Genomic DNA, 23,788 nt, shown 5'->3' on the forward strand with positions numbered 1-23,788 from the left:
AGGCCTTGAACCTGCATGGGCATGGAGAATGAAATGGGACGCTTTGCCGTCATAAGCATGACCGAAAAGGCCGCATCTCGCGTCAACGAGATCGTGGCGACCCGTGAAGGTGCGCAGGGCATTCGCCTCGGCATCAAGAAGGGCGGCTGTGCGGGCATGGAATATACGGTCGATCTCGTGACCGAGCCCAACCTCAAGGACGATCACATCGAGCGTGACGGCGCCCATGTCTATGTCGCGCCGGAAGCGGCGCTTTTCCTGTTCGGCACGGTGATGGATTTCGAGGTGACGCAGCTTCGCACCGGTTTCACCTTCACCAACCCGAACCAGAGTTCGGCCTGCGGCTGCGGCGAATCGGTCGAACTGAAGCCTGCCGACCTCAAGCAACTTGCCGAGGCGAGAGCATCAGCCGGCGCTGCCTGAGCGCCCTAATCAACCCACATACCAGTTCTTTTGTGCCATTCGGCGATCGATTCCTCGGGATAGACGTCGAATGTCTTGTCGCCCTTGGCGATATCCGGCTCAACCCAGTTCGCCTTGTATTTCAGCATCAGGTGCGTGCGCTCCGGCGGGATAGGCAGGTCGGTGTCGATCGCTGAGGCGAAGGGGTGGACAAGCTCCGGCCATGTCGAGTCGTAGAGCCACAGGGCTGCCCCGCACTTCTTGCAGAAATTGCGTTCTCCGCTGGAAACCTCGCAGACCGGATGCTCGTCGTCCTCGATCTTGGCACGATAGACGCCAATGTGGCGCTTGCCTGTGACCTTCATCGTCTCATTGTCGGCGCCCAGATTGATGGCATAACCGCCGCTGCCCTGCTGTTTGCGGCAGATCGAGCAGTAGCAGAGCTGGTAGGGGGCAGGGGTATGGCTCTCGACTTCGAAATGAACGGCACCGCAGTGGCATGAGCCTTTGAGCAGGACGGGCATTCTGGCAACTCCTGGCAATCGATCGCTTCGATATATCACGTACGGGCGTTAAACCTGTCAGCAGAGCTTTGGTTGCCAGCATGACAAGTTCAGGGCCGCGTGACATCATCACGCCATGGACGACGAACGCATCCGCGAAATTTTCGACGGGCTTGGGCCGGTTTCAATCCGTCGCCTGTTTGGCGGCAAGGGCGTCTATTTCGATGGCGTCATCATCGCGGTCGAGATCCGTGGCGAATTCCGGCTGAAGGCAGATGCACAAAGCGCGCCCGATTTCGAAGCTGCCGGCTGCACCCAATGGACCTACACCGGGTCGAGGCATGGCAAGACAGTCGCCATGCCTTACTGGAGCATCCCTGAAGACGCGCTCGATGATCCCGAAGAGATGACGGTCTGGGCGCGCAGGGCCTATGAGGCGGGCTTGCGCGCCGGCAAGTGAGTGCCCGGTTCTTGAGCCGGGCTTGTTGCCGAGAGCGCCTCGCGCATCGGCAATCCGCGCATCAGAGCGACTATTGTGGCGCCTGCCAATGCCGCGAGTGAATATGCGGGATCGAGCGCTCGAATCGAAAAGAGGGATTTCCGGTCGAAACCGACGGTTGTTCCGTCGTCTTCCATGATGATGCCGCATGCGAGGCCGCGCTCGCGCAGCTCCTCTGCAATCGATGCAATCTCGCTCTTTCCTCTATCGCCCGAAAGCACAATGGCGCCTTCGCGTTTCATGAAAAGGCATGCGAGTTCAGGCAGAAGATTCGCGAAACGCAGGATCCTGGTCGAAGACTCTGCAATCGCAAACAGCGGCTTGCCGGCGGCGAGCGTTGCGAGCTTTTCGAGGGCAGCGGCGGGCATGGCGGCATCGCAAAGAATTGCGTCGGATTGCGCCACCGCCTCGCGCATCTTCGAACGCCGCATCTGCTTCGGAAAGACAAGGTCGTAGAGCGCCGTGTCGTCGAGCTCGGCAATGAGGCGGTGGTCGCTGTCCAGCAAGACCGTCCGGCTCGGCGTCTTGCGATCCAGGAAAATCACGGAAAGGTCCGAAATACCTTCTGCGGCAATGGCGCAGGATACGGTTTCGCCCACGACGTCTCCGCCTCTCACCGAGATCAGCGAAGCGGAGTCGCCGTGTCGTATGACTATCCGCGCGGCATTGAACGCATCGCCGCCGACATCCTCGCGCATCACGCCCGGATTGAATTCCCCTGGTGTGAATGAGCCGGTGATCCGGCCGTGCCGGATTATATGCGCGCCGCCTATGGCCAGAATTCTGGAAGACTTCATCGCGCATCCTGTTAAAATGAAAATCCGGTGAGAGCTTATCGCGCGGGCGTGGGCTTTGGACAATCCGCAGCAGCGAATCGCCCAGGCTGTGACTCAGCCACGCAACCGCGCGAACGCAATCGCAGCGCTCTGTGCATATCTATAGTACAAAAATAGAACATGTGTGGAAATCTATTACTTATCAACCACTTGAGACCTCTTGCCAAATGAGAACAAAAGAGGTACATGTTGATGACAAAGCCGGGTTGCCCGGCCTTTCATTGACGTCCAAGGGGTAATGTATCATGGCTCAGAATTCGTTGCGGCTTGTAGAGGACAAAACGGTGGACAAAACAAAGGCTCTGGATGCCGCGCTGTCGCAGATCGAGCGCGCTTTCGGAAAAGGCTCGATCATGCGCCTCGGCGCAAATGAGAAGATCGTCGAGATCGAGACGGTTTCGACCGGCTCTCTCGGCCTTGATATCGCGCTCGGTGTCGGCGGCCTGCCGCGCGGCCGTATCATCGAAATCTACGGTCCGGAAAGCTCGGGCAAGACGACGATGGCGCTGCATACGGTTGCCGAGGCGCAGAAGAAGGGTGGCATTTGCGCATTCGTCGATGCCGAGCATGCCCTTGATCCGGTTTATGCCCGCAAGCTTGGGGTCGATCTCGAGAACCTCCTGATCTCGCAGCCGGATACCGGTGAGCAGGCCCTGGAGATTTGCGATACGCTGGTGCGCTCAGGCGCTGTTGATGTTCTGGTCGTCGACTCTGTTGCGGCACTCACGCCGCGGGCCGAAATCGAAGGCGAGATGGGTGATTCCCTGCCGGGTCTGCAGGCGCGCCTGATGAGCCAGGCGCTGCGCAAGCTGACGGCATCCATCTCGCGTTCGAACACGATGGTCATCTTCATCAACCAGATCCGCATGAAGATCGGTGTGATGTTCGGTTCGCCCGAGACGACGACGGGCGGTAACGCGCTGAAATTCTATGCCTCGGTTCGCCTCGACATCCGTCGCATTGGCTCGGTCAAGGATCGCGACGAGGTCGTCGGCAACCAGACCCGCGTCAAGGTGGTGAAGAACAAGCTGGCGCCGCCCTTCAAGGTGGTCGAATTCGACATCATGTATGGCGAGGGGGTTTCCAAGACCGGCGAGCTTGTCGATCTCGGCGTCAAGGCCGGCGTGGTCGAGAAGTCGGGCGCCTGGTTCTCCTATAATTCGCAGCGTCTCGGCCAGGGCCGTGAAAACGCAAAGCTGTTCCTGCGCGATAATCCTGACACGGCTCGCGAGATCGAACTGCTCTTGCGGCAGAACGCAGGATTGATCGCCGAGAAATTCCTTGAAGGTGGACCGGAAGCCGATTTCGAGGATGATGCTGGCGAAGCCAACGAAGCATAGGCTGGTCGCGCTTCAGCTGTTTTGACAAACCGCCGGCCTTCGAGCCGGCGGTTTTGTTTTCAGGATAATGAAAACCCTTTTGCGGATGCGGTTTACCGCAGTTCGGCGTTCTGGACAGGGTAGGGTGCTAAGGCTAAAAGGCCATGTCCATTTTCCGCCTCGGCACAGGCGGAGTTCTCAAAAAGGCAAGCACATGAGTGGCGTAAACGAAATTCGGTCGACTTTTCTCGACTATTTCCAAAAGAACGGGCACGAGGTCATTCCATCGAGCCCGCTCGTGCCACGCAACGACCCAACGCTCATGTTCGTCAATGCCGGCATGGTCCAGTTCAAGAATGTATTCACCGGGCTGGAGACGCGCTCCTATTCGCGCGCCACGACCGCCCAGAAGAGTGTGCGGGCCGGCGGCAAGCACAACGACCTCGACAATGTCGGCTATACTGCGCGCCATCTCACCTTCTTCGAGATGCTCGGCAATTTTTCCTTCGGCGACTATTTCAAGGAGCGCGCGATCGAGCTCGCCTGGAACCTGATCACGAAGGAGTTCGGACTTTCCAAGGACAAGCTGCTCGTCACTGTCTACCACACCGACGATGAGGCGGTGGGCTATTGGAAGAAGATCGCCGGCTTTTCCGACGATCGCATCATCCGCATCGCGACCTCGGACAATTTCTGGGCGATGGGCGATACCGGGCCGTGCGGGCCATGCTCGGAGATATTCATCGACCGCGGCGAGCATATCTGGGGTGGCCCTCCCGGCAGTCCGGAAGAAGACGGCGACCGCTTCCTGGAGTTCTGGAACCTCGTCTTCATGCAGTATGAGCAGGTGACGAAGGAGGAGCGCGTGGCGCTGCCGCGTCCCTCGATCGACACCGGCATGGGGCTGGAGCGCATGGCTTCGATCCTGCAGGGCGTGGAAAGCGTTTTCGAGACGGACCTGTTCCGCCATCTGATCGACGTTACGGCTTCCGCTCTCGGCCGGGCTCCTGATGCCGACACCGTTGCGTCGTTCCGTGTGATCGCCGACCATCTGCGCTCGTCTTCCTTCCTTGTCGCTGACGGCGTGCTGCCCTCGAACGAGGGACGCGGCTATGTGCTGCGGCGCATCATGCGCCGGGCCATGCGCCACGCACAATTGCTCGGCGCGAACGAGCCGCTGATGTGGAAACTGGTGCCGGCGCTGGTGCGCGAGATGGGCCAGGCCTATCCTGAACTCGGACGTGGCGAGGCATTGATCACCGAGACGCTGAAGCTGGAGGAGACGCGCTTCGGCAAGACGCTCGCACGCGGCCTCGGACTGCTCGCCGACGCGACCGAAACGCTTGGCGACGGTGACATGCTGGACGGCGAGACGGCGTTCAAGCTCTATGACACCTACGGTTTCCCGCTCGATCTTACGCAGGATGCGCTGCGTCAGCGCAACATCTCGGTGAATCTGGCCGGCTTTACCGAGGCGATGGAGCGGCAGAAGGCCGAGGCGCGCGCCAACTGGGCCGGCTCCGGCGAGGCGGCGACCGAAACCGTCTGGTTCTCCGTCCGCGAAAAGGCGGGTGCGACCGAATTCCTCGGTTACGAGACCGAGCAGGCGGAAGGCATCGTGCTGTCGCTGGTGAAGGACGGCGCGGTCGTGGATGCGGCCAAGGAGGGCGAGCAGGTCGCCGTCATTGTCAACCAGACGCCGTTTTACGGCGAGTCCGGCGGCCAGATGGGCGACACCGGGATTATCTCCGGCGAAGGCTTTTCGATTGAGGTTTCGGATACGCAGAGGAAGGCCGATGGCCTGTTCGTCCACAACGGCAAGGTGACGAAGGGCGCGGTGAAGACAGGCGCTGCCGTCGAACTGAAGGTCGACCATGCGCGTCGCACGAGGTTGCGGGCCAACCATTCGGCGACGCATCTCATCCACGAGGCGCTGCGCGAGGTGCTGGGCACCCATGTTGCGCAGAAGGGCTCGCTGGTCGCGCCCGAGCGGCTTCGCTTCGACATTTCGCATAACAAGCCGATTGCTTTGGAGGAGCTCGAAGAGGTCGAGCGCATGGCGAACGAGATCGTCGTGCAGAACAGCCCGGTCACCACACGGCTGATGTCCGTGGACGATGCGATCGCGGAAGGCGCGATGGCGCTGTTCGGCGAAAAATACGGCGACGAGGTCAGGGTCGTTTCGATGGGCACCGGTGTTTCCGGCGTCAAGGCGAACCGGCCCTATTCGGTCGAGCTCTGCGGCGGCACGCATGTCAGGTCGACCGGCGACATCGGCCTTGTGCGCATCGTGGCGGATAATGCGGTCGCTGCCGGCGTGCGCCGCATCGAGGCGCTGACAGGGGAGGCGGCGCGGCGCCATCTCGACGAGCAGGATCGGCGGTTGAAGGCTGCTGCCGCAACCCTCAAGGTCGCGCCGGGCGACGTGCCTGCGCGCGTCGAGGCGCTGCTGGATGAGCGCAAGAAGCTGGAGCGTGAACTGACCGAAGCGCGCAAGAAGCTCGCCCTTGGTGGTTCTTCAGCCAATGGCGCTGCCGAAGAACGCGAAACCGTGGCCGGCGTCGGCTTCCTCGGCAAGTCCGTTTCAGGCGTGACGCCGAAGGATCTCAAGCCGCTGGCCGATGCCGGAAAAAGCACGCTGGGTTCGGGCGTTGTCGTGTTCGTCGGCTCCGGTGATGACGGCAAGGCGAGCGTTGTCGTCGGCGTGACGGATGATCTGACGGCGCGTTTCAGCGCGGTCGATCTGGTACGCGTCGCATCGGCAGCACTCGGCGGGCAGGGCGGCGGTGGCCGCGCCGACATGGCCCAGGCCGGTGGTCCGGATGGCAGCAAGGCGTCCGAGGCCATCGCGGCTGTCAGGGCGGCGCTGGCAGGCGCCTGACGCAACCTTTATTCGGAATCGAAAAGGCCCGCGGCAGATGCCGCGGGCCTTTTCGATTGTTGGGTTATGGTCTTACCGGGCGTTCTTCACGCCCGGTAGGTCTAAAGATCAGGCGGCCATTGCTTTCTTGAGGTTCTCGTCGATCTTGTCGAGGAATCCGGTGGTCGAAAGCCACGGCTGGTCGGGACCGATCAGCAGCGAAAGATCCTTGGTCATGTAGCCGGCTTCGACGGTCTGGATGCAGACTCGCTCCAGCGTGTCGGCGAACTTCTTCAGCTCCACATTATCGTCGAGCTTGGCGCGATGGGCGAGGCCGCGCGTCCAGGCGAAGATCGAGGCGATGGAGTTGGTCGAGGTTTCCTCGCCCTTCTGATGCTGGCGATAATGGCGCGTGACAGTGCCGTGGGCGGCCTCGGCCTCGACGGTCTTGCCATCCGGCGTCATCAGCACCGAGGTCATCAGGCCGAGCGAGCCGAAGCCTTGTGCGACCGTGTCGGACTGGACGTCGCCGTCATAGTTCTTGCAGGCCCAGACATAGCCACCCGACCACTTCAGGCTGGAGGCGACCATGTCGTCGATCAGGCGGTGTTCGTACCAGATCTTCTTTTCCTTGAACTGTGCCTCGAACTCCTGCTCGTAGACTTCCTGGAAGATGTCCTTGAAGCGGCCGTCATAGGCCTTGAGGATCGTGTTCTTGGTCGACAGATAGACCGGATAGCCGCGCAGCAGGCCGTAGTTCAGCGAGGCGCGCGCGAATTCGCGGATCGACTCATCGAGATTGTACATGGCCATGGCAACGCCGGAGCCGGGCGCGTCGAACACCTCGTGCTCGATCGTCTGGCCGTCTTCGCCGACGAACTTGATCGTCAGCTTGCCCTTGCCCGGGAACCTGAAATCGGTGGCGCGATACTGGTCGCCGAAGGCATGACGGCCGACGATGATCGGCTTCGTCCAGCCCGGAACCAGCCGCGGAACGTTCTTCATGATGATCGGCTCGCGGAAGATGGTGCCGCCCAGAATGTTGCGGATCGTGCCGTTGGGCGACTTCCACATCTTCTTGAGCTTGAATTCCTCGACGCGCTGCTCGTCCGGCGTGATCGTGGCGCATTTTACGCCGACACCGTATTTCTTGATCGCATTGGCGGCATCGATCGTCACCTGGTCGTCTGTCGCGTCGCGATGTTCCACGCCGAGATCGAAATATTTCAGATCGATGTCGAGATAGGGGTGGATCAGCTTGTCCTTGATGAACTGCCAGATGATGCGGGTCATCTCGTCGCCATCGAGTTCGACGACCGGATTATCCACCTTGATTTTCGTCATTGAGAAATGCCTCTTTCTGGGAGAGGAACAGAGTTGTTCCAAGGGCTTCGCGAAGGGTTGCGGCCCGTATAGCAAAGCACCGTTGGCTGCGCAAACGCTACATCTGGAAACGTTCGCTCGTTTGCCAATGATGTCAAAAGCCACCATCATTGGGTCAAGATGTTGGGCTGAAAACGGTTGGCGTGCCGTCCCTTGCAAGGTTTCGTTTCACTGAAAACTGTGCGAGAGAGGCCGCGAGCAAAACGGTTTCAGATATGGCAGGCACTGATCGCGAAAAACCCCTGATTGCCGAAGGCCCGGCGATCATTCTTGTCGAGCCGCAGCTCGGCGAGAATATCGGCATGGTCGCGCGCGCCATGGCGAATTTCGGCCTGTCCGAACTGCGGCTGGTCAAGCCGCGTGACGGCTGGCCAAACGAGAAGGCGCGGGCAGCGGCCAGCAAGGCCGATCATGTGATCGACGGCGTCGTCGTCTTCGAAGATCTGGCATCGGCGGTCGCCGACCTGAATTTCCTTTTTGCCACCACTGCGCGAGAGCGCGACGGCTTCAAGCATGTGCGCGGACCGGTGGAGGCAGGCAGGATGCTGCGTAGCCGCTTCGCTGCGGGCGAGCGCACCGGCATACTCTTCGGACGTGAGCGCTTCGGCCTGTCCAACGAGGAAGTGGCTATGGCCGACGAGATCGTGACCTTTCCGGTCAATCCGGCCTTTGCGTCGCTGAACATCGCACAGGCCGTGCTGCTGATGTCCTATGAGTGGATGAAGTCGGGCCTCGAGGATCTCGATGCGACGCCCTTCACAAGCCCGGTACAGACGCCGGCCAGCAAGACCCATCTGAACGGCATGCTCGGCCATCTGGAAGCAGCGCTTGACGCTCGCGGGTATTTCCGGCCGCTGGCCAAGAAGCCGAAGATGCTGGACAATATGCGTGCCGTGTTCACGCGCGCCGCCTTCACGCTGGAAGAGATCAAGCTGTTGCGCGGGGTCATTTCCTCGCTCGACTATTTTTCGCCAAAAGTGCCGCGCGGTGCCGGCTACCCTGAGCGCAAGGCCGAGGCCGATCGCGCCACGCATCCCGCAACGCAGAAAGCGGAAAAGGCGCACGATGACTGATCGCCCGGTGCTGATGTTCGATTCGGGTATCGGCGGGCTGACGGTGCTGCGCGAGGCGCGCGTGCTGATGCCGGATCGGCGTTTCGTCTATGTCGCCGACGACGCCGGTTTTCCCTATGGCGAATGGGAGGAGGAGGCGCTCAAGCGCCGCATAGTCGATCTTTTCGGCAGCCTGATCGAGGAACATCGGCCCGAGATCGCCGTCATCGCCTGCAACACCGCGTCGACACTGGTGATGGCGGAACTGCGCGCAGCCTATCCGAAGACGCCGTTTGTCGGCACCGTTCCGGCTATCAAGCCGGCGGCTGAGCGGACGCGCTCGGGTTTCGTGTCGGTGCTGGCGACGCCGGGCACGGTCAAGCGCGCCTATACGCGCGACCTGATCCAGTCATTCGCCGCGCAGTGCCATGTGCGCCTCGTCGGCAGCCAGAACCTGGCGCGCATGGCCGAGGCGCATATCCGCGGCGAGACGATGGACGATGCGGCGATCCGCGCGGAGATCGAACCATGCTTTGTCGAGGAAGACGGCAAGCGCACCGACATAGTCGTGCTTGCCTGCACGCATTATCCGTTTCTGGCGAATGTCTTTCGAAGACTGGCACCGTGGCCGGTCGACTGGCTCGATCCGGCCGAAGCGATCGCACGTCGGGCGCTGTCGCTGCTCGACGGGACATCAAGCAACGCTGTCGAGCACGAACCGGACTGCGCCATCTTCACCTCTGCGAAGCCGGATTTTCCGACCCGCCGGCTGATGCAGGGCTTTGGGCTTAAGCCGGTCTGACCGAGGCTTCCCGGTGCATGCGCCGCACCAAACCGGATGCGGTGAGGATGATCGCAAGCGTTGCGATATAGGCGACGATCTGGATGCCTTCGGGACGGGCGACGTAGCCGACCAGAATATGCAGCAGGAAACCGACGGGGTTGGTTTGCGGCAGAATGGCTGACGTGTTCCAGATGTCGTAGCCGAGTGGCGGCAGAACGCCTGCCTGCACGAGGAAGGCCGCCGCCTGCGCCGCCAGACCGGCGGCAATGAGCAGGAGGATGGCGCCCGTTACCTTGAAGACATGCTTCAACGGAATGCGAAGCAGCCCGCCGTAGAACAATGCCCCTACGAGCGCCGCTGCCACCACGCCCAGCGCTCCGCCTTGCAGCATCGACCTGGCGTCGAGTTCTCCGTCGATGGCAATGCCGTAGAGGAAGAGAACTGTTTCGGAGCCTTCTCTCAGGACGGCGACTGCGCAGATGAGGGCAAGCGCCGAAAGCGGCCGCAGGCCTTCGCGCGCATCCTGGCCGACGGATTTGCTCTCGCTGACCAGTTCCGCGCCGTGGGTGCTCATCCAGATCTGATGCCAGCCGAGCATCACCACGGCGAGCAGCAGAACGACGGCGTTGAAGATCTCGGTGCCATTGCCTTCGAACATGTCGGCAAGACGACCGGCAAACAGCGCCAGCAGTCCAGCCCCGGCCAGGCCGGCGACTATCCCTGTCGCTACCCAGCGGGTGCGCCCGGCGATGCCGGCGCTCGCGGCCAGCACGATGGCAACGATCAACGCTGCTTCCAGCGTTTCGCGAAAAACGATGATGAAGGTGGAGATCATGGCTTATTCGGCAAACATGTTGCCGAGAGCCGTATCCTCATGCCGCTCGCCGAAGAAGCCGTAGGAGCCCGCCGTTAGCGGGCCGACGTGAAATGTCGCCTGCTTGCCGCCCTGGATGACCTTTTCGACGTGGAAATCCTGGCTCTCGAATTCCTCGGCCGTCGGATCGGCGTTCACCACCACAAGGTCGAATTCCGCGCCTGCCGGCACCTTCAGCGTGGCGGGCGCAAAGCGATGATCCTTGATCGTGATGGTGAAGGACTTTTGGTCGGTCGCGGCGGAAGCGCCTGCGGCTAGAGAAACAAGGGCAACTGCGCCCAAGGATAGGGAAAGGAAACGAGAAAGCTTCATATCGAGGTCCCTCCAGGACCGCTCGGACAGCGCAGGACGAGGGGAGGCGCGGCTGCCGAGGGACGGCAGAATATAAAGGTGATGTGCGCCGTCAAGTATAGCCCGGATCACTTCTCGTTGAAGTTAGAATGATTCCAATGTGTTAGGTCGGGCATGCACAGCATCGGCATGGAAAAGTATGGGAACCACCGCATTGAAGAGGCGTTATCCGGCATCAACTCTCAAGGGAGATATCGAGATGCCAGCAACATCGAAGGCCCAGCAGATGGCCGCCGGAGCGGCACTGTCTGCCAAACGCGGCGAAACCAAGAAGAGCGAGCTCAAGGGTGCATCGAAGGAAATGTATGAATCGATGAGCGAAAAGCAGCTCGAGGAATTTGCCGAAACGAAGCGCAAGGGCCTGCCGGAAAAGAAGAAATGATCCGGCAGGCCGCGATTTGATCAGTATCCGACGGTGAAGCGCTTGCCGGTATGCTTGGCCGTTTCGGCCTCGTCGACCAGAACGACGGCAAGGTCTTCAACCGAAATCTTGCTTTCGTTGTTGGCATCGAAAACCGGCTGATCGCCCCCGTAGCGGAATTTGCCGGTGCGCTCGCCGGGCGCAAGGACGAATGCGGGGGAGAGGAACGACCACTCCAGCCCTGTTTCGCTGCGGAGCGCCTTGAGCGAGTCGCGAGCGGCGAGGGCGCCGTCCTTGTAGGCGGCCGGGAAGTCCGGCGAATCCACAAACTGGCTGCCATCGGGCGCGAGCAGGCTGCCTGCGCCGCCGACCACGATCACGCGGACCTTCGCGGCCTTTGCCGCGTCGGCAATCGCCTTCGAACCGTTGAGGTGCTTGTTGTAGATGTCCGGATCGCCCCATCCGCCGTTGAAGGCGGAAATCACGACATCCTGGCCGGCGAGGGCCTGCGCGAGTGCTTTGCTGTCGGTCACGTCAACCTGCTTTGCGGTGACGCCGGCAAGCTTTTCCACCTTGTCCGGATTGCGTACCAGCGCGGTAACCGTGTGGCCGCGCGATGAAGCTTCCTTGAGAACGGCTTTGCCGACGAAGCCGGAGGCGCCGATGAGTGCGATCTTCATGTTTTTCCTTTCCGCCCACTCTCACCGGATTGGCAAAGGCGGGTATGATCTGTAATCAGGTTACCAACAATAACTATATAGCTTCGATCGCGGGGCAGGAAAAGAACGCATGATTTGGTGCCCAGGTTACATGGAGAGAACCACGTGAACGCCCGCACAAGAACGGAGGAGCGTGTACCGTTGCTGCAGGCTCATCCCGGTTTCGACCGCGACGAGCGTGGCAGCTGCCCCATGCGTGACGTGCTGGACCGCATCGGAGACAGCTGGAGCCTGCTCGTCGTCATCAATCTTCAGGAGCGCCCGGTGCGCTTCAATGCGCTGAAGCGTTCGATCGAAGGCATTTCGCAGCGCATGCTGACGGTGACATTGCGCTCGCTGGAGCGAGACGGCCTTGTCCGGCGTACGGTCAAGCCGACAACGCCGCCGGAGGTGGAATATGCGTTGACCGAGGTAGGACAGTCGATTGCGGTGCCGATCGGCGCGCTTGGGCTTTGGGCTGCGCAAAATCGCGATCTTCTGGTGCGCGCCAGGGCAAGATTCGACGCCGAAAACGCCTGACGCGTTGACTTTGCGGAAAACTTCGCCTAATCACCCGCCAGCACCGGGCCGCAACGCCCGGTGTTGACTTTTATGCCGCAAGGTTGGGCTTTTAGCCTCTGGTGAATTTCCCCGCCCTGCAAATTGACGTGTCCCGTGGATATTTCCGGCAAGCTTAGCGGGAAAATCCTGTCAGGTCTCGAAAACGGAGGCCAGAGGAGGGCGCGTTTCCTTCACTCGAAACACGAGGTTTCGGGTGCATTGTTTTGAAAGGGAATGCGATGAGCAAGCGCGAATCCGCAAAGTACAAGATCGACCGCCGTCTCGGCGAAAACATCTGGGGCCGTCCGAAGTCCCCGGTCAACAAGCGCGAATATGGTCCCGGCCAGCACGGCCAGCGCCGCAAGGGCAAGCTCTCGGACTTCGGTCTGCAGCTGCGCGCCAAGCAGAAGCTGAAGGGCCACTATGGCGATATTTCGGAAAAGCAGTTCCGCAAGACCTATGAGGAAGCGAACCGCCGCAAGGGCGATACGCCGGAAAACCTGATCGGTCTTCTCGAGTCGCGTCTCGACGCGGTCGTCTATCGCGCGAAGTTCGTTCCGACGATCTTTGCCGCCCGCCAGTTCGTCAACCACGGTCACGTCAACGTCAACGGCCGCCGCGTCAATGTCGGCTCGTATCGCTGCAAGGCCGGCGATGTGGTCGAAGTGCGCGAGAAGTCGAAGCAGCTCGTCATCGTGCTGGAATCGGTGCAGCTCGCAGAGCGCGACGTTCCGGATTACATCGAAGTCGATCACAACAAGATGGTTGCGACCTTCGCCCGCGTTCCGGGCCTGGCCGACGTTCCGTTCGCTGTGCAGATGGAACCGAACCTGGTCGTCGAATTCTATTCGCGCTGATTTCGGTTCGATTTACTCGAATTTGCGAAAAGGCCGCCTTCGGGCGGCCTTTTCTTTATCTGCCCGGTCCTTTAATCCGGTCTGAACTGTAAAAGCTGCGGAAGCCATCGCCATGAACATGATGCCGGAGCCCATCTCCGATCTCGACGGGGAAGCCTGTCACGCCATGTTTCGCGACACGCCGTCGTCCGTGGAGTTCAACAAGCTGCGCAAGCGGCTGCTACGGCAGACCCGGCAGGCCATGGACGATTTTGCCATGGTCAAACCCGGCGAGCGCTGGCTGGTGGCGCTTTCGGGCGGCAAGGATTCCTACGGGCTGCTTGCCATCCTGCTCGATCTCAAATGGCGCGGCATGCTGCCTGTCGAGCTGATCGCCTGCAATCTCGATCAGGGCCAGCCGAACTTTCCCAAACACATCCTGCCGGAATATCTCGACCGGTATGGTATCGCGCATCGCATCGAGTACCGCGACACCTATTCGATCGTCACCGAGAAGCTGAGCGAGGGCAGCACCTATTGCTCGCTCTGTTCGCGGCTGCGGCGCGGGCATCTCTATCGCATAGCCCGCGAGGAGGGGTGTTCGTCACTGGTGCTCGGGCATCACCGCGAAGACATCCTCGAAACCTTCTTCATGAACCTGTTCCATGGCGGCAGGCTGGCTGCGATGCCGCCTAAACTGTTGAACGACGATGGCGATGTCATGCTGCTGCGGCCGCTCAGCTACTGCGCCGAGACCGATCTCCAGAAGTTTGCCGACAGCATGAAGTTCCCGATCATACCTTGCGACCTTTGCGGCAGCCAGGAAGGGCTGCAACGCAATCTGATGAAGGCGATGCTGGACGATATCGAAAAACGCATGCCGGGCCGTAAGGACACGATGATCCGCGCACTCGCCAATGCGCGGCCGAGCCATCTGCTCGACCGCAAGCTCTTCGATTTTGCAGGGCTGAAGACGACAGAAGGCGCAGAAGCGCCTGCTGCAGAGGATAATTAAGCCGGCTTGTGATGAGGCTGGAACAACCGGCCTTTTTCTGCAATCAGCACCATTATCAACGCGATCGCGGCGACGCCGCAAAAGCCCGCCGCAAGGGGCGTCGTCGTGCCGTCGAAGGACTGGCCGATTGCCGCGCCGATTATTCCGCCGCCCAGCGTCTGCATGAAGCCCTGCACCGAGGCAGCCGATCCGGCGATGTGTCCGACCGGTTCCATCGACAGCGCGTTGAAGTTCGAGCCGATCCAGCCGAACTGGAACATCGCCGCCGCAAACAGCAGGATGAAGCCGACCAGCGGCACCTGGCCAAACAGCGACCAGACGAACCAGATGGTGCTGACAGTCAAAAACCCGATCAGCGCTCCATGGGACAGCCGGCGCATGCCGACGCGCATGACCAGCCGCGAATTCAGGAACGACGAAAGCGCCATCATGCCGGCGATCGCAGCGAAAATCACCGGGAACCAGACGCCGAGCCCATAGATGCCGACATAGACCTGCTGCGCGGAATTGATGAAGCCGAACAGCGCGGAAAAGATGATCGTCGATGCCAGCGTGTACCAGAGCGAGATGCGGTTGGTGAGCACGATGGCAAATGCCTGTCCGATCGCCGAGATCGTGAAAGGACGACGATCCTCGGGGTGAAGCGTTTCGGGGAGGCGGAAGAATGCCCACAGCGAGATGAACAGCGCCCCCACGCCCATGCAGACGAAGATCATGTGCCAGTTGGCGAACAGCATGATCAACTGGCCGATGCTCGGTGCCACGACCGGGATGACCATGAAGACCATGAAAATGAGCGACATGATCTCGGCCATGGCCCTGCCGCCGAAGCGGTCGCGAACCATGGACACGGCAATCACGCGCGTCGAGGCGGCGCCAAAACCCTGGATCACGCGCAATGCGAGCAGCGTTTCGAAATTGGGTGCGATGGCGGCGGCAAGTGCGGCGATGACGTAAATTCCAAGGCCGAACAGCAAGGGGCCTCGCCGACCGAAACGATCGGAAGCCGGACCGTAGCCCAGCAGCCCGAGCGCCATGCCGCCGAAATAGGCAGAGATCACATATTGCCGGTGGTTTTCATTGTCGACACCGAGGCTTGCGCCGATCTGTTGAAGTCCCGGCAGCATGATATCGATGGCAAGCGCGTTCAGCGCCATCAAGGCTGCGGCAAGGGCAATGAATTCCCACCGCGGAATAGAGAGTTTTTCGGCTTCCGGAGCCGGCGAAACATGTTGGTCCATGGTAAAATCCGTAGGTCAAAAACGAAAATGCGCCGGTGATCGGCGCACTCGTTGCACAGTCCCGCGTCTGCGGGAGATGGATATTTACCGAGGCGGGGCTACCCCCGGTAGGATCGCGTCAGGCCGCCTTGGTGGTGACGCCCTTGCCTTCAAAGAGAGCCTGCAACTCGCCGGCCTGGAACATCTCGCGGATGATATCGCAGCCGCCGACAAACTCGCCCTTGACGTAAAGCTGCGGGATGGTCGGCCAGTTGGAATATTCCTTGATGCCCTGGCGCAGTTCGTTGGAGGTCAGGACGTCCACGCCTTTGTAGTCGACGCCGATATAGTCGAGGATCTGTACGACCTGTCCGGAAAAGCCGCATTGCGGGAAACCGGGCGTGCCCTTCATGAACAGCACGACGTCGTTGGTCTTGACCTCATTGGCGATGTAATCGTTGATTCCGCTCATCGGGTATCCTTTCACGCCTGTGGGAGCCAGGCTCAAATCATTATGATTCAAATAAACCGATAGGCAGCCCGAAACAAGACCGGCAGTTGCTGTGATTCTATGGGCCATAGGCGGAAACCGGTCAATTTTGCTTTAGAAAAGAGCAAGATCGATCCGATTCTTAATCGCATCCGCAGGACTTGTTGAGGTTAATGAAACGCGCTCTTGCTGCAATTCTGCTTATCGCCGGGTTTGCGGCCCTGGCGATGCTCGTCTGGAGGCGACCCGAGCCTCCAGCCGTGCCTCCGGTTTTTCAGAGCCAGGAACTGCCCGAGCCATGCCGGGAACAGGATTTCGAGGGGGTCGGCTACATCGTGTGTGCGATCGACCTGCACGCTTACGATGTCGGCCTGTTCCATGACGGAGCGGATGGAAAACCGTTTGGATCAGTGGATGCCTTCACCAGGGCGATGAAGGCGCAGGGCACGCCCGTGCTGCTCGCCATGAATGCCGGCATGTATCATCGGGATCTTTCGCCGGTCGGGCTCTATGTCGAAGACGGGATCACGAAGGAACCCCTGAATCTTTCGGACGGCGACGGCAATTTCTTCATGAAGCCGAACGGTGTGTTCGCGGTAACGAAATCAGGCGAAGTGCTGGTGATGGAGTCGGAAGCGTTTGCTGCCGCGCGGCCGGACGTGCGCCTGGGGACCCAATCAGGACCGATGCTGGTGATTGACGGCGTCATTCATGCTCGCTTCGAGCCGAATGGAAGTTCGCGCAATATCCGCAACGGCGTTGGCGTCAGTGCCGACGGCAAGGCGATTTTCGTCATCGCCCGTTCGCCGGTCAGCTTCGGATCGTTTGCGCGGCTGTTCAGCGACGGCTTGAAATGCCCCAACGCGCTCTATTTCGACGGCTTCATCTCTGCATTTTCCAATGGCAGCAAGCTTCTCGTCGGGAAGACCGATCCGGCGGGGCCGATCCTGGCGGTGTCGAGGAAACGTTAGCGTTCAATGCCCGAATGCGCCTGCCATTGAAATCATTCAGGAATGCTGGTCTGCAGGGCAAGCGCGTGAAGTACGCCGCCCATGTTCCCCTTCAGGGCGTCATAGACCATCTGGTGCTGCTGGACGCGGCTCTTGCCGCGAAAGCTCTCGGCCACGACCTCGGCTGCATAGTGATCGCCATCGCCGGCCAGGTCACGAATCGTCACCTTGGCGTCCGGAATGCCGTCCTTGATGAGTTTTTCGATGTCGTGTGCGTCCATTGCCATGAGGTAGTCTCCCAATGCGTCTGTCCCATGAGATATGGCGGCTGGGGCAGTGAAGGTCAATTGTCGGGCCGTCCTGTTGCGCACCCATCCCCATGCGTTAGCGCTGGGAAAGATGCCTGAAGGCGTAGCCGCTTTTCAGTTCCGACATGGAAAACTGATTGTTGGCGAGATGAGTCAGCCAATTCCAGCGATCCGGTTCTCTTTCGAGCGAGGCCGGATCGCTCAAGCTCTCCAGGGAAAATCGAATCGGGAAGGCGGCGCACTGCTCTTCGCAATAGACCGGAATGCCCTGCTGGACCGCCTCGATCGCAACGTTGCTGTTGTAGCAGACCACCATCGCCGCCTTGTCCAGATCAGCCTGGAGACTGGCCTTGCTGATCTCGAGCCGATCAACCGCGGGAGGCGTCGGGGTCGAAAAAGTTCCGTCCGGGTTGCCGGTATCGTCGATGTTCTTGGCGTTGGGCTTTTCACGCCAGACGATCGGCAAGTCGGTGAAACGGCGGATCTGATCGACGATCTGCCGGCCCCAGTCATCACAATCGAAGAACCAGCGTATCGCCGGCGTTGGCGGCAGGATGACGATGGCCTCACCCTTGCCACCCCGCCAGGGCCGCAGGGGATAATGTTTTTCGAAATGCCGCCGGAAACGGTCATCGTTGCCGGCCGTAAGTTTGTTTATGGAGTGCCCGTTTTTGGTGACACGAAACCAGCTGGGACTTCTGTTGAACCAGTTAAGCCAGTGGTCGCTTCGCGCGAAGTAACCGTGGTCCAGATAGTAGAAATCAAGATTGCGCCTCTCTGCCTCGCGGTAGAGCTGGCCGGCGCCACGAAGAATGCCGTACATCGCAACGGCGGTGGCATCGTCCGGCAGGCCGTTTTCGAGATAGCTCGATATATGCCGAAGCGGCGCTTTCGCTCCACGGCAGAAGGCACCCGTTACCTTGGGGCTGAGCAGAAATCCGGTGTGAAAGCCGTAAAGCGTCAATTTGCTCTAAACGTCCTTCACCAGCTTCAATTTCCGCAGAATCTTGCGCGGAAGCGGCTCCTTGCCATGGTCGCGCAGAGATGAACTTCCGGCGGCTTTCCGCTCATCGCCCTTCAGGTGATCCATGTAGGTGCCCAGAACCGAGTTGACGAAGGGGTGTCTCGATACGTCGTAGCTCGAGATGCTATGCTCATCGATCGTTCCGGTGGCGCTTAGAACGCTCCGCACCACGTCGAAAACGAACGAGTCGTGCCATTCGTTGAGCGTGTAGATTTCACCGGTTTCATACATGGCCTGCATGGCCTTGAAGAACTGCTGCGCGTTCGGGTGATGCAGATCGAAGCGCATGAAGCCGCATTCGCTGTGGGTATACCGTCGTCCGAGATACTCGACGAAGGTATCCCCGAGAGACGCGATGAAGTCTGCGGGAACGGGCTTCAACGTAACCGTATCGGCATCCAGCCAGACCAGATATCGCGCATCGGTGCGGGATGCTTCCTTGCAATAGGCAAAGACCTTGTTCGAGAATTTCACACCGTCGAATTTGAAATTGTACTTGTTCGTCAGTTTTACGCGCGCTTCCTTGCCTACGCTCGATCCGGTAAAGCCCTTTTGCCATGGTTCCTGGTTGGCCTTCTTGAAGGCCAGCAGCTTCGGGCACATCTGGTGAAGATCCAGGACTTCGAGCTTTTCCGAGGTTTCGGCAACATCGAAGTCTTCGGCGTATATGGTCAGCCGCACATTGCTCGGCCAGTGCTGCAGGAACGACCGGACCATTTCTCGTCCGTATTGTTCGTAACCGCCACGGTGCATGGTGGTAACGACGTTGACGGTGTTCGCATCGCGCATTTTCAGCACTCTCATTCGATTTGACCAGGAGTGGCTATGCGAGCCGCATCAGTCCTGTTCGCGACCCTCGCGCCCTTGAGGGCGCATCGGGTACGAATACGTCCAAAATTTGTTTGGTCAGTTTTCCATGAATTTCGGAAACCAGCCTTCATGCGCGTCTGTCAGTTCGGACACGGATATCGCACGCGCCTCGCCGAGTTTCAATTCGCGCCCACCGGTGGTGCCGATCCAGGGCGCGAAGATGCCGGTATCCTTGACGCGTTCCTCGAAGAACCAGTCGACCTTGTCGCGCGGGATCGTCACGAGATAGCGGCCCTGATCCTCGCCGAAGAAGGTAGGTATCGGCGACAAGCCCTTCAATTGATTGACCGTTGCGCCAATGCCCGAGGCCATCGCCATTTCGGCAACTGCGACGGCAAGGCCACCGTCGGAAAGGTCGTGCACGGCAGTGACGATGCCGTCCGCGATGAGCGTGCGAACGAAGTCACCGACCTTTTTTTCGTGAGCGAGATCGACCGGCGGGGGCGGGCCATCTGTGCGGTTGTGGATGTCGCGCATATAGACCGACTGCGCCAGATGCGTGCCCCATGCCGACGGCGCGCCGACAAGCAGGATCGCCTCGTCCTCTGCGGCAAAGCCGATGCGCGCCATCTTCGACCAGTCGCGGATGAGGCCGACGCCGCCTATGGTCGGTGTCGGCAGGATGCCCTGGCCGTTGGTTTCGTTGTAAAGTGAGACATTGCCGGAGACGATCGGGAAGCCGAGCGCGCGGCAGGCTTCGCCGATGCCGCCGACGGCTTTCACCAGCTGCCCCATGATCTCGGGGCGCTCCGGATTGCCGAAGTTGAGGTTATCAGTGGCGGCGAGGGGTTCTGCGCCGGTTGCAGTCAGGTTGCGCCAGCATTCGGCGACGGCCTGCTTGCCGCCCTCATAGGGATCGGCTTCGCAATAGCGCGGGGTGACGTCCGAAGAGAAGGCCAACGCCTTGGTGGCGTGGCCTTCCACGCGCACCACGCCGGCATCGCCGCCGGGTAGCTGCAAGGAATTGCCCTGGATCAACGTGTCGTATTGTTCCCAGACCCAGCGGCGGCTCGACATATTGGCGCTGCCGAGCAGTTTCAGCAGCGCGTCGGCTACATCGGCCTGCGGAATATCGTCAGCGGCGAGAGGTTCGCGCTTCTTCGGCTCGACCCAAGGGCGGTCGTATTCGGGAGCCTGATCGCCGAGGTCCTTGATCGGCAGGTTGGCGACTTCCGCACCCTGATGGATGATGCGGAAGCGCAGATCGTCCGTCGTCTTGCCGACGATTGCAAAGTCGAGGCCCCATTTGCGGAAGATCGCCTCGGCTTCTTCTTCCTTTTCCGGGCGCAGCACCATCAACATGCGCTCCTGGCTCTCCGAGAGCATCATCTCGTAAGCCGTCATGCGCTCCTCGCGCACCGGAACCTTGTCGAGATCGAGTTCGATGCCGAGGTCGCCCTTAGCGCCCATTTCCACGGCCGAACAGGTGAGGCCGGCAGCGCCCATGTCCTGGATAGCGATGACGGCACCGGACGCCATCAACTCGAGGCAGGCTTCCAGCAGGCATTTTTCGGTGAAGGGATCGCCGACCTGCACCGTCGGACGCTTCTCGTCGATCTTGTCGTCGAATTCGGCAGACGCCATCGTTGCACCGCCGACGCCGTCGCGGCCCGTCTTGGCGCCGAGATAGACGACCGGCAGGCCGACGCCCTTGGCTTCCGACAGGAAGATAGCGTCGGTCTTGGCCAAACCGGCAGCAAACGCGTTGACGAGGATGTTGCCGTTGTAGCGTGCGTCGAAATTGACTTCGCCGCCGACGGTCGGCACGCCGAAGGAATTGCCATAGCCGCCGACGCCGGAAACGACGCCTGCAACCAGATGCTTGGTCTTGGGATGGTCAGGCGCGCCGAAGCGCAGCGCGTTCATCGCCGCGATAGGCCGCGCGCCCATGGTGAAGACATCGCGCAGAATGCCGCCAACGCCGGTCGCAGCACCCTGATAGGGCTCGATGTAGGAGGGATGGTTGTGGCTCTCCATCTTGAAGACCACGCAGTCGCCGTCGCCGATATCGACCACGCCGGCATTCTCGCCCGGTCCCTGGATCACGACATCGCCCTTGGTCGGCAGGGTGCGCAGCCACTTCTTGGAAGATTTGTACGAGCAGTGCTCGTTCCACATCGCGGAAAATATGCCGAGCTCGGTGAATGTCGGCTCGCGCCCGACCAGATCCAGTATCCGCTGATACTCGTCGGGCTTCAGCCCGTGCGATGCGATCAGCTCGTCGGTGATTTTCACGTCGTTGGAGATGGTCATGATGGCCAGCGGATTCCTTAGGGCGTCGAAAAATAGCTCAATAGCGCAAGCCGTCGCCGGGATATACCGCAAAAGGCCGAAAATTCACCGGGAAGATGGAGCTTTAGCCGAAACTGTCGTAGCCCGCACGGCCTTCGTCGAGAAGGCGACGGATTGCCGCCAGTCCGGTCGCTACATCCTGACGATTATGCGGGGCCGAGATGCCGATCCTGACGCGATGGAAAACACGGTCTGAGCGCCCGGCCTTGAACTCGTCCTCGTCGTCGATGAGCACGCCCTGTTCGTAGGCGGCGTTCTTGAACGTGCCTGAATGCCACGGCTCGGGGACGGATAGCCAGAAGAAGGGAACGCCATCATTGGAGGTGAAATCATGGCCGGCAAGCGTAGAGCGGGCTATCGCCAAACGCGCATTGATTTCTGCCAGCGACCGCGCACGGATTGCGGCAGCCTCGCCGGACAGCACGAGCTGCGCGCAGACCTCAGCGAGCAGAAACGGCATTCCGCCGGTCGTCATCTTGTGCGCGACGCGGACGCGGTGCCTGTAATTGAGCGGGCACGAGATCCAGCCGCCACGAACGCCGGCCGCGACCGACTTCGAAAGGCCGCCAACCACGAAAGTGCGCTCCGGTGCGAATTCGGCAAGAAGCGGCGTCGGGTCGTCGGTCAAGGCTCCGTAAAGATCGTCTTCGATCAGAAGGACATTGTAACGCCGCGCGATGTCGGCAATCGCCGCGCGGCGTTCCGCGGGCATGATGGTGCCGGTGGGGTTCTGGCCCGTCGGCATCAAAAAGGCCATGGCTGGATGCTTCTGCGCGCAGACACGCTCGAAATCTTCCGGATCGACGCCATTCTCATCTGACTCGACCAAGGCCATGCGTCGGCCGACAAGACCCGCGCTCCTTGCGATCTGCGTATAGGTCACGTGTTCGAAAAGTATGTAATCGCCGGGAGAGGTGAGGGCTGATATGGCCGAAATTACGGCGGCGTGGGCGCCCAGCGTCGGCACGATGCTGTCTGCCTGCGGTTTGAATCCGTTGCGTGACAACCAGTGGCGGCCTGCTTCGAACCAGTGATCCGGGAACGATCTTGTATAGCTGGCGACCTCCTGCGGATGATCGCGGGTGATTGCCGACAGGATCGTCTCGATTATCTTGCCCTGTCCGACATCCGGCGCGGCAGTGCTGTCGAAGCGCAGTTTGCCGATGGGCGGTTCTGCGAGGCGCGTGCCTTCCCTTGGTGCGACGGCAGCTATCTCGATGTTGTCGTTCGCGTCGATGCCGCGCCCGAGCACATAGGTTCCACGCCCGACTTCTCCGCTGACAAGACCGCGTTCGCGCAAAAGCGCATAGGCGCGGCCTACAGTGCCGATGGTCACGCCGATGTCGTAGGCGAGGTTTCTCTGCGGCGGCAGTTTTTCGCCGGCAGGCAATGTGCCTGCGCCAATGTCGGATTCGATCCTGTCGGCCAGGCGCAGATAGAGCGGGCCAGAACCTTCGGAAAGATTAGGAAGCCAATTTGTCATGGTGACAATTTTCTACATTGCCATTCAAAAGGAGTCAATACAAAGAGATTGCACCCAATATAAGACCTCCCAAGGTGATGACAATGAGTGCAATTGATACAATCAGGAAGGGTTCAATTCCCGAGGAGCCCTCGTCGGGCCGGTCGGACTACCTGCGCAAGGTCAACGTCGCAGTTGTCGGATTCATCGAGTGGCTGGAAATGCGTCTGGAAAAGCGGCGCAGCAGATTGGCGCTCATGGAGCTGACCGACGCGCAGCTTGCCGATATCGGCATTTCAAGAAGCGAAGCCTATCGCGAAGGCATTCGCTCTTTCCTGGATTGATCGCAGGTCGAAAAAAGCAGACCGGGCTCGTGGCTTAAGCCGCGCTGCCGCAGGCGTTGTTGCCGCTCGACCAGCGCGTCAGGTCGGCGTGGATGCGCGCTCCGATGGGCTCCGACATCAGCGGGCCGAAGGATTCGACCCGGCTCGAATTGCCGCGCGCCTGCACGACGAGCAGGGGAAGCCCGCCATAGTTTTTGGCCGGCACGAGCAGGAAGCGGGGCGTGCCGCCGAAGGCGTTCAGTTCGTTGGCGAGGCGATAGGACTTGAAGGCCGGGTCCTTGCTGGCGAACCAGCATTTATGGGCGGCGATCGCGACCGTTTCCATCGCCAGCAGTGACGCGCTCTTGCCGGAGCCAACCGATGGCGTCGACGGCTTCGATCCGGACTGGCAGCCAGCGAGCGCCAGCAGCGATACGAGAGCTACCGCCAGAATGCGAAAATTCTTCATGCGCCGACGCCCACCGTTTCGAATCGTTGATTACGATCAGTAAGAT

Annotated in this window: 26 protein-coding genes; 12 read left to right on the forward strand and 14 right to left on the reverse strand. The window is 60.4% G+C overall.

Features of this window, described 5'->3' with window-relative positions; genetic code table 11:
- The first annotated feature begins 33 nt into the window (after nucleotides 1-33).
- Entirely contained in the window at nucleotides 34-423 is a 390-nt protein-coding gene (sufA, locus tag G6N74_RS00975) for a Fe-S cluster assembly scaffold SufA (protein ID WP_165113333.1), read from the forward strand.
- 5 nt (nucleotides 424-428) lie between these two features.
- Here sufA and G6N74_RS00980 read toward each other — a convergent pair whose 3' ends face one another.
- Entirely contained in the window at nucleotides 429-926 is a 498-nt protein-coding gene (locus G6N74_RS00980) for a GFA family protein (RefSeq protein WP_165113335.1), read from the reverse strand.
- Between the two features lie 115 nt (nucleotides 927-1,041).
- On the opposite strand from G6N74_RS00980, the gene G6N74_RS00985 reads away from it, so the two are divergent.
- Nucleotides 1,042-1,365, forward strand: coding sequence for a TfoX/Sxy family protein (locus G6N74_RS00985; RefSeq protein ID WP_165113337.1), 324 nt, complete (start codon nucleotides 1,042-1,044; stop codon nucleotides 1,363-1,365).
- On the opposite strand, the gene G6N74_RS00990 is transcribed toward G6N74_RS00985, so the two are convergent.
- Entirely contained in the window at nucleotides 1,335-2,201 is an 867-nt protein-coding gene (locus G6N74_RS00990) for a PfkB family carbohydrate kinase (protein WP_165113339.1), read from the reverse strand. The genes G6N74_RS00985 and G6N74_RS00990 overlap by 31 nt on opposite strands.
- 284 nt (nucleotides 2,202-2,485) lie before the next feature.
- Here G6N74_RS00990 and recA point away from each other — a divergent pair, with 284 nt between their 5' ends.
- Both recA and alaS read left to right on the forward strand, forming a co-directional pair.
- Nucleotides 2,486-3,580, forward strand: coding sequence for a recombinase RecA (recA, locus tag G6N74_RS00995; RefSeq protein WP_165113341.1), 1,095 nt, complete (start codon nucleotides 2,486-2,488; stop codon nucleotides 3,578-3,580).
- 193 nt (nucleotides 3,581-3,773) lie between these two features.
- Nucleotides 3,774-6,440 (forward strand): alanine--tRNA ligase, encoded by a 2,667-nt coding sequence (alaS, locus tag G6N74_RS01000; RefSeq protein ID WP_165113343.1) that lies wholly within the window; start codon nucleotides 3,774-3,776, stop codon nucleotides 6,438-6,440.
- Between the two features lie 108 nt (nucleotides 6,441-6,548).
- Here alaS and G6N74_RS01005 read toward each other — a convergent pair whose 3' ends face one another.
- The gene (locus G6N74_RS01005; protein ID WP_091912749.1) at nucleotides 6,549-7,763 is read right to left on the reverse strand and encodes an NADP-dependent isocitrate dehydrogenase; all 1,215 of its coding nucleotides are present in this window, start codon (nucleotides 7,761-7,763) and stop codon (nucleotides 6,549-6,551) included.
- A gap of 254 nt (nucleotides 7,764-8,017) precedes the next feature.
- Here G6N74_RS01005 and G6N74_RS01010 point away from each other — a divergent pair, with 254 nt between their 5' ends.
- Together G6N74_RS01010 and murI are read left to right on the forward strand one after the other, a co-directional pair.
- Nucleotides 8,018-8,875, forward strand: coding sequence for an RNA methyltransferase (locus G6N74_RS01010; RefSeq protein WP_165113345.1), 858 nt, complete (start codon nucleotides 8,018-8,020; stop codon nucleotides 8,873-8,875).
- The gene (gene murI / locus G6N74_RS01015; protein ID WP_246245602.1) at nucleotides 8,868-9,656 is read left to right on the forward strand and encodes a glutamate racemase; all 789 of its coding nucleotides are present in this window, start codon (nucleotides 8,868-8,870) and stop codon (nucleotides 9,654-9,656) included. Before G6N74_RS01010 ends, murI begins: the two co-directional genes overlap by 8 nt.
- On the opposite strand, the gene G6N74_RS01020 is transcribed toward murI, so the two are convergent.
- Nucleotides 9,643-10,473 (reverse strand): FTR1 family iron permease, encoded by an 831-nt coding sequence (locus tag G6N74_RS01020; protein WP_165113349.1) that lies wholly within the window; start codon nucleotides 10,471-10,473, stop codon nucleotides 9,643-9,645. The two genes, murI and G6N74_RS01020, sit on opposite strands and share 14 nt — an antisense overlap.
- A 3-nt stretch (nucleotides 10,474-10,476) precedes the next feature.
- Nucleotides 10,477-10,824, reverse strand: coding sequence for a cupredoxin domain-containing protein (locus G6N74_RS01025; RefSeq protein ID WP_165113351.1), 348 nt, complete (start codon nucleotides 10,822-10,824; stop codon nucleotides 10,477-10,479).
- Nucleotides 10,825-11,062: 238 nt separating this feature from the next.
- Between G6N74_RS01025 and G6N74_RS01030 the strand changes: the two genes are divergently transcribed.
- Entirely contained in the window at nucleotides 11,063-11,245 is a 183-nt protein-coding gene (locus tag G6N74_RS01030) for a DUF3008 family protein (protein ID WP_165113353.1), read from the forward strand.
- Between the two features lie 20 nt (nucleotides 11,246-11,265).
- Here the strand turns inward: G6N74_RS01030 and G6N74_RS01035 are convergent, their stop codons facing one another.
- Entirely contained in the window at nucleotides 11,266-11,904 is a 639-nt protein-coding gene (locus tag G6N74_RS01035; protein WP_165113355.1) for an NAD(P)-dependent oxidoreductase, read from the reverse strand.
- 144 nt (nucleotides 11,905-12,048) lie between these two features.
- Here G6N74_RS01035 and G6N74_RS01040 point away from each other — a divergent pair, with 144 nt between their 5' ends.
- The 3 genes from G6N74_RS01040 (at nucleotide 12,049) to ttcA (ending at nucleotide 14,334) form a co-directional block, all read left to right on the forward strand.
- Nucleotides 12,049-12,462 carry a winged helix-turn-helix transcriptional regulator gene (locus G6N74_RS01040; RefSeq protein ID WP_165113357.1) on the forward strand — a complete coding sequence of 138 codons (414 nt, stop codon included), beginning with the start codon at nucleotides 12,049-12,051 and terminating at the stop codon, nucleotides 12,460-12,462.
- Between the two features lie 260 nt (nucleotides 12,463-12,722).
- Nucleotides 12,723-13,340: a 30S ribosomal protein S4 gene (gene rpsD / locus G6N74_RS01045; RefSeq protein WP_119817542.1), complete on the forward strand. Its 618-nt coding sequence runs from the start codon at nucleotides 12,723-12,725 to the stop codon at nucleotides 13,338-13,340.
- Between the two features lie 112 nt (nucleotides 13,341-13,452).
- Nucleotides 13,453-14,334 (forward strand): tRNA 2-thiocytidine(32) synthetase TtcA, encoded by an 882-nt coding sequence (ttcA, locus tag G6N74_RS01050; RefSeq protein ID WP_165113359.1) that lies wholly within the window; start codon nucleotides 13,453-13,455, stop codon nucleotides 14,332-14,334.
- On the opposite strand, the gene G6N74_RS01055 is transcribed toward ttcA, so the two are convergent.
- Nucleotides 14,331-15,575 carry a multidrug effflux MFS transporter gene (locus G6N74_RS01055; protein WP_165113361.1) on the reverse strand — a complete coding sequence of 415 codons (1,245 nt, stop codon included), beginning with the start codon at nucleotides 15,573-15,575 and terminating at the stop codon, nucleotides 14,331-14,333. The two genes, ttcA and G6N74_RS01055, sit on opposite strands and share 4 nt — an antisense overlap.
- Before the next feature lie 118 nt (nucleotides 15,576-15,693).
- Nucleotides 15,694-16,026 (reverse strand): Grx4 family monothiol glutaredoxin, encoded by a 333-nt coding sequence (gene grxD, locus G6N74_RS01060; protein ID WP_091912769.1) that lies wholly within the window; start codon nucleotides 16,024-16,026, stop codon nucleotides 15,694-15,696.
- Nucleotides 16,027-16,217: 191 nt separating this feature from the next.
- Between grxD and G6N74_RS01065 the strand changes: the two genes are divergently transcribed.
- Nucleotides 16,218-17,015: a phosphodiester glycosidase family protein gene (locus G6N74_RS01065; protein WP_165113363.1), complete on the forward strand. Its 798-nt coding sequence runs from the start codon at nucleotides 16,218-16,220 to the stop codon at nucleotides 17,013-17,015.
- 32 nt (nucleotides 17,016-17,047) lie between these two features.
- Here G6N74_RS01065 and G6N74_RS01070 read toward each other — a convergent pair whose 3' ends face one another.
- The 5 genes from G6N74_RS01070 to G6N74_RS01090 all read right to left on the reverse strand — a co-directional run bounded on the left by G6N74_RS01070 (nucleotide 17,048) and on the right by G6N74_RS01090 (nucleotide 22,971).
- Nucleotides 17,048-17,281 carry a BolA/IbaG family iron-sulfur metabolism protein gene (locus G6N74_RS01070; RefSeq protein ID WP_091912773.1) on the reverse strand — a complete coding sequence of 78 codons (234 nt, stop codon included), beginning with the start codon at nucleotides 17,279-17,281 and terminating at the stop codon, nucleotides 17,048-17,050.
- A gap of 97 nt (nucleotides 17,282-17,378) precedes the next feature.
- A complete protein-coding gene (locus G6N74_RS01075) occupies nucleotides 17,379-18,266 on the reverse strand; it encodes a hypothetical protein (protein WP_165113365.1) in 888 nt (295 codons plus the stop codon).
- A gap of 6 nt (nucleotides 18,267-18,272) precedes the next feature.
- Nucleotides 18,273-19,115: a hypothetical protein gene (locus G6N74_RS01080; protein WP_165113367.1), complete on the reverse strand. Its 843-nt coding sequence runs from the start codon at nucleotides 19,113-19,115 to the stop codon at nucleotides 18,273-18,275.
- 117 nt (nucleotides 19,116-19,232) lie between these two features.
- Entirely contained in the window at nucleotides 19,233-21,449 is a 2,217-nt protein-coding gene (gene purL / locus G6N74_RS01085; RefSeq protein ID WP_165113369.1) for a phosphoribosylformylglycinamidine synthase subunit PurL, read from the reverse strand.
- 103 nt (nucleotides 21,450-21,552) lie between these two features.
- Nucleotides 21,553-22,971, reverse strand: coding sequence for an aminotransferase-like domain-containing protein (locus G6N74_RS01090; RefSeq protein ID WP_165113371.1), 1,419 nt, complete (start codon nucleotides 22,969-22,971; stop codon nucleotides 21,553-21,555).
- A gap of 83 nt (nucleotides 22,972-23,054) precedes the next feature.
- Here G6N74_RS01090 and G6N74_RS01095 point away from each other — a divergent pair, with 83 nt between their 5' ends.
- On the forward strand, nucleotides 23,055-23,294 hold the full coding sequence (locus tag G6N74_RS01095) for a DUF1127 domain-containing protein (protein WP_246245603.1): 240 nt from the start codon (nucleotides 23,055-23,057) through the stop codon (nucleotides 23,292-23,294).
- A gap of 34 nt (nucleotides 23,295-23,328) precedes the next feature.
- On the opposite strand, the gene G6N74_RS01100 is transcribed toward G6N74_RS01095, so the two are convergent.
- On the reverse strand, nucleotides 23,329-23,742 hold the full coding sequence (locus G6N74_RS01100) for a hypothetical protein (protein ID WP_165113375.1): 414 nt from the start codon (nucleotides 23,740-23,742) through the stop codon (nucleotides 23,329-23,331).
- Between the last annotated feature and the right edge of the window lie 46 nt (nucleotides 23,743-23,788).

It is taken from the genome of Mesorhizobium zhangyense (assembly GCF_011045115.1).
In the GTDB taxonomy this organism is placed as follows: Bacteria; Pseudomonadota; Alphaproteobacteria; order Rhizobiales; family Rhizobiaceae; genus Mesorhizobium_M; species Mesorhizobium_M zhangyense.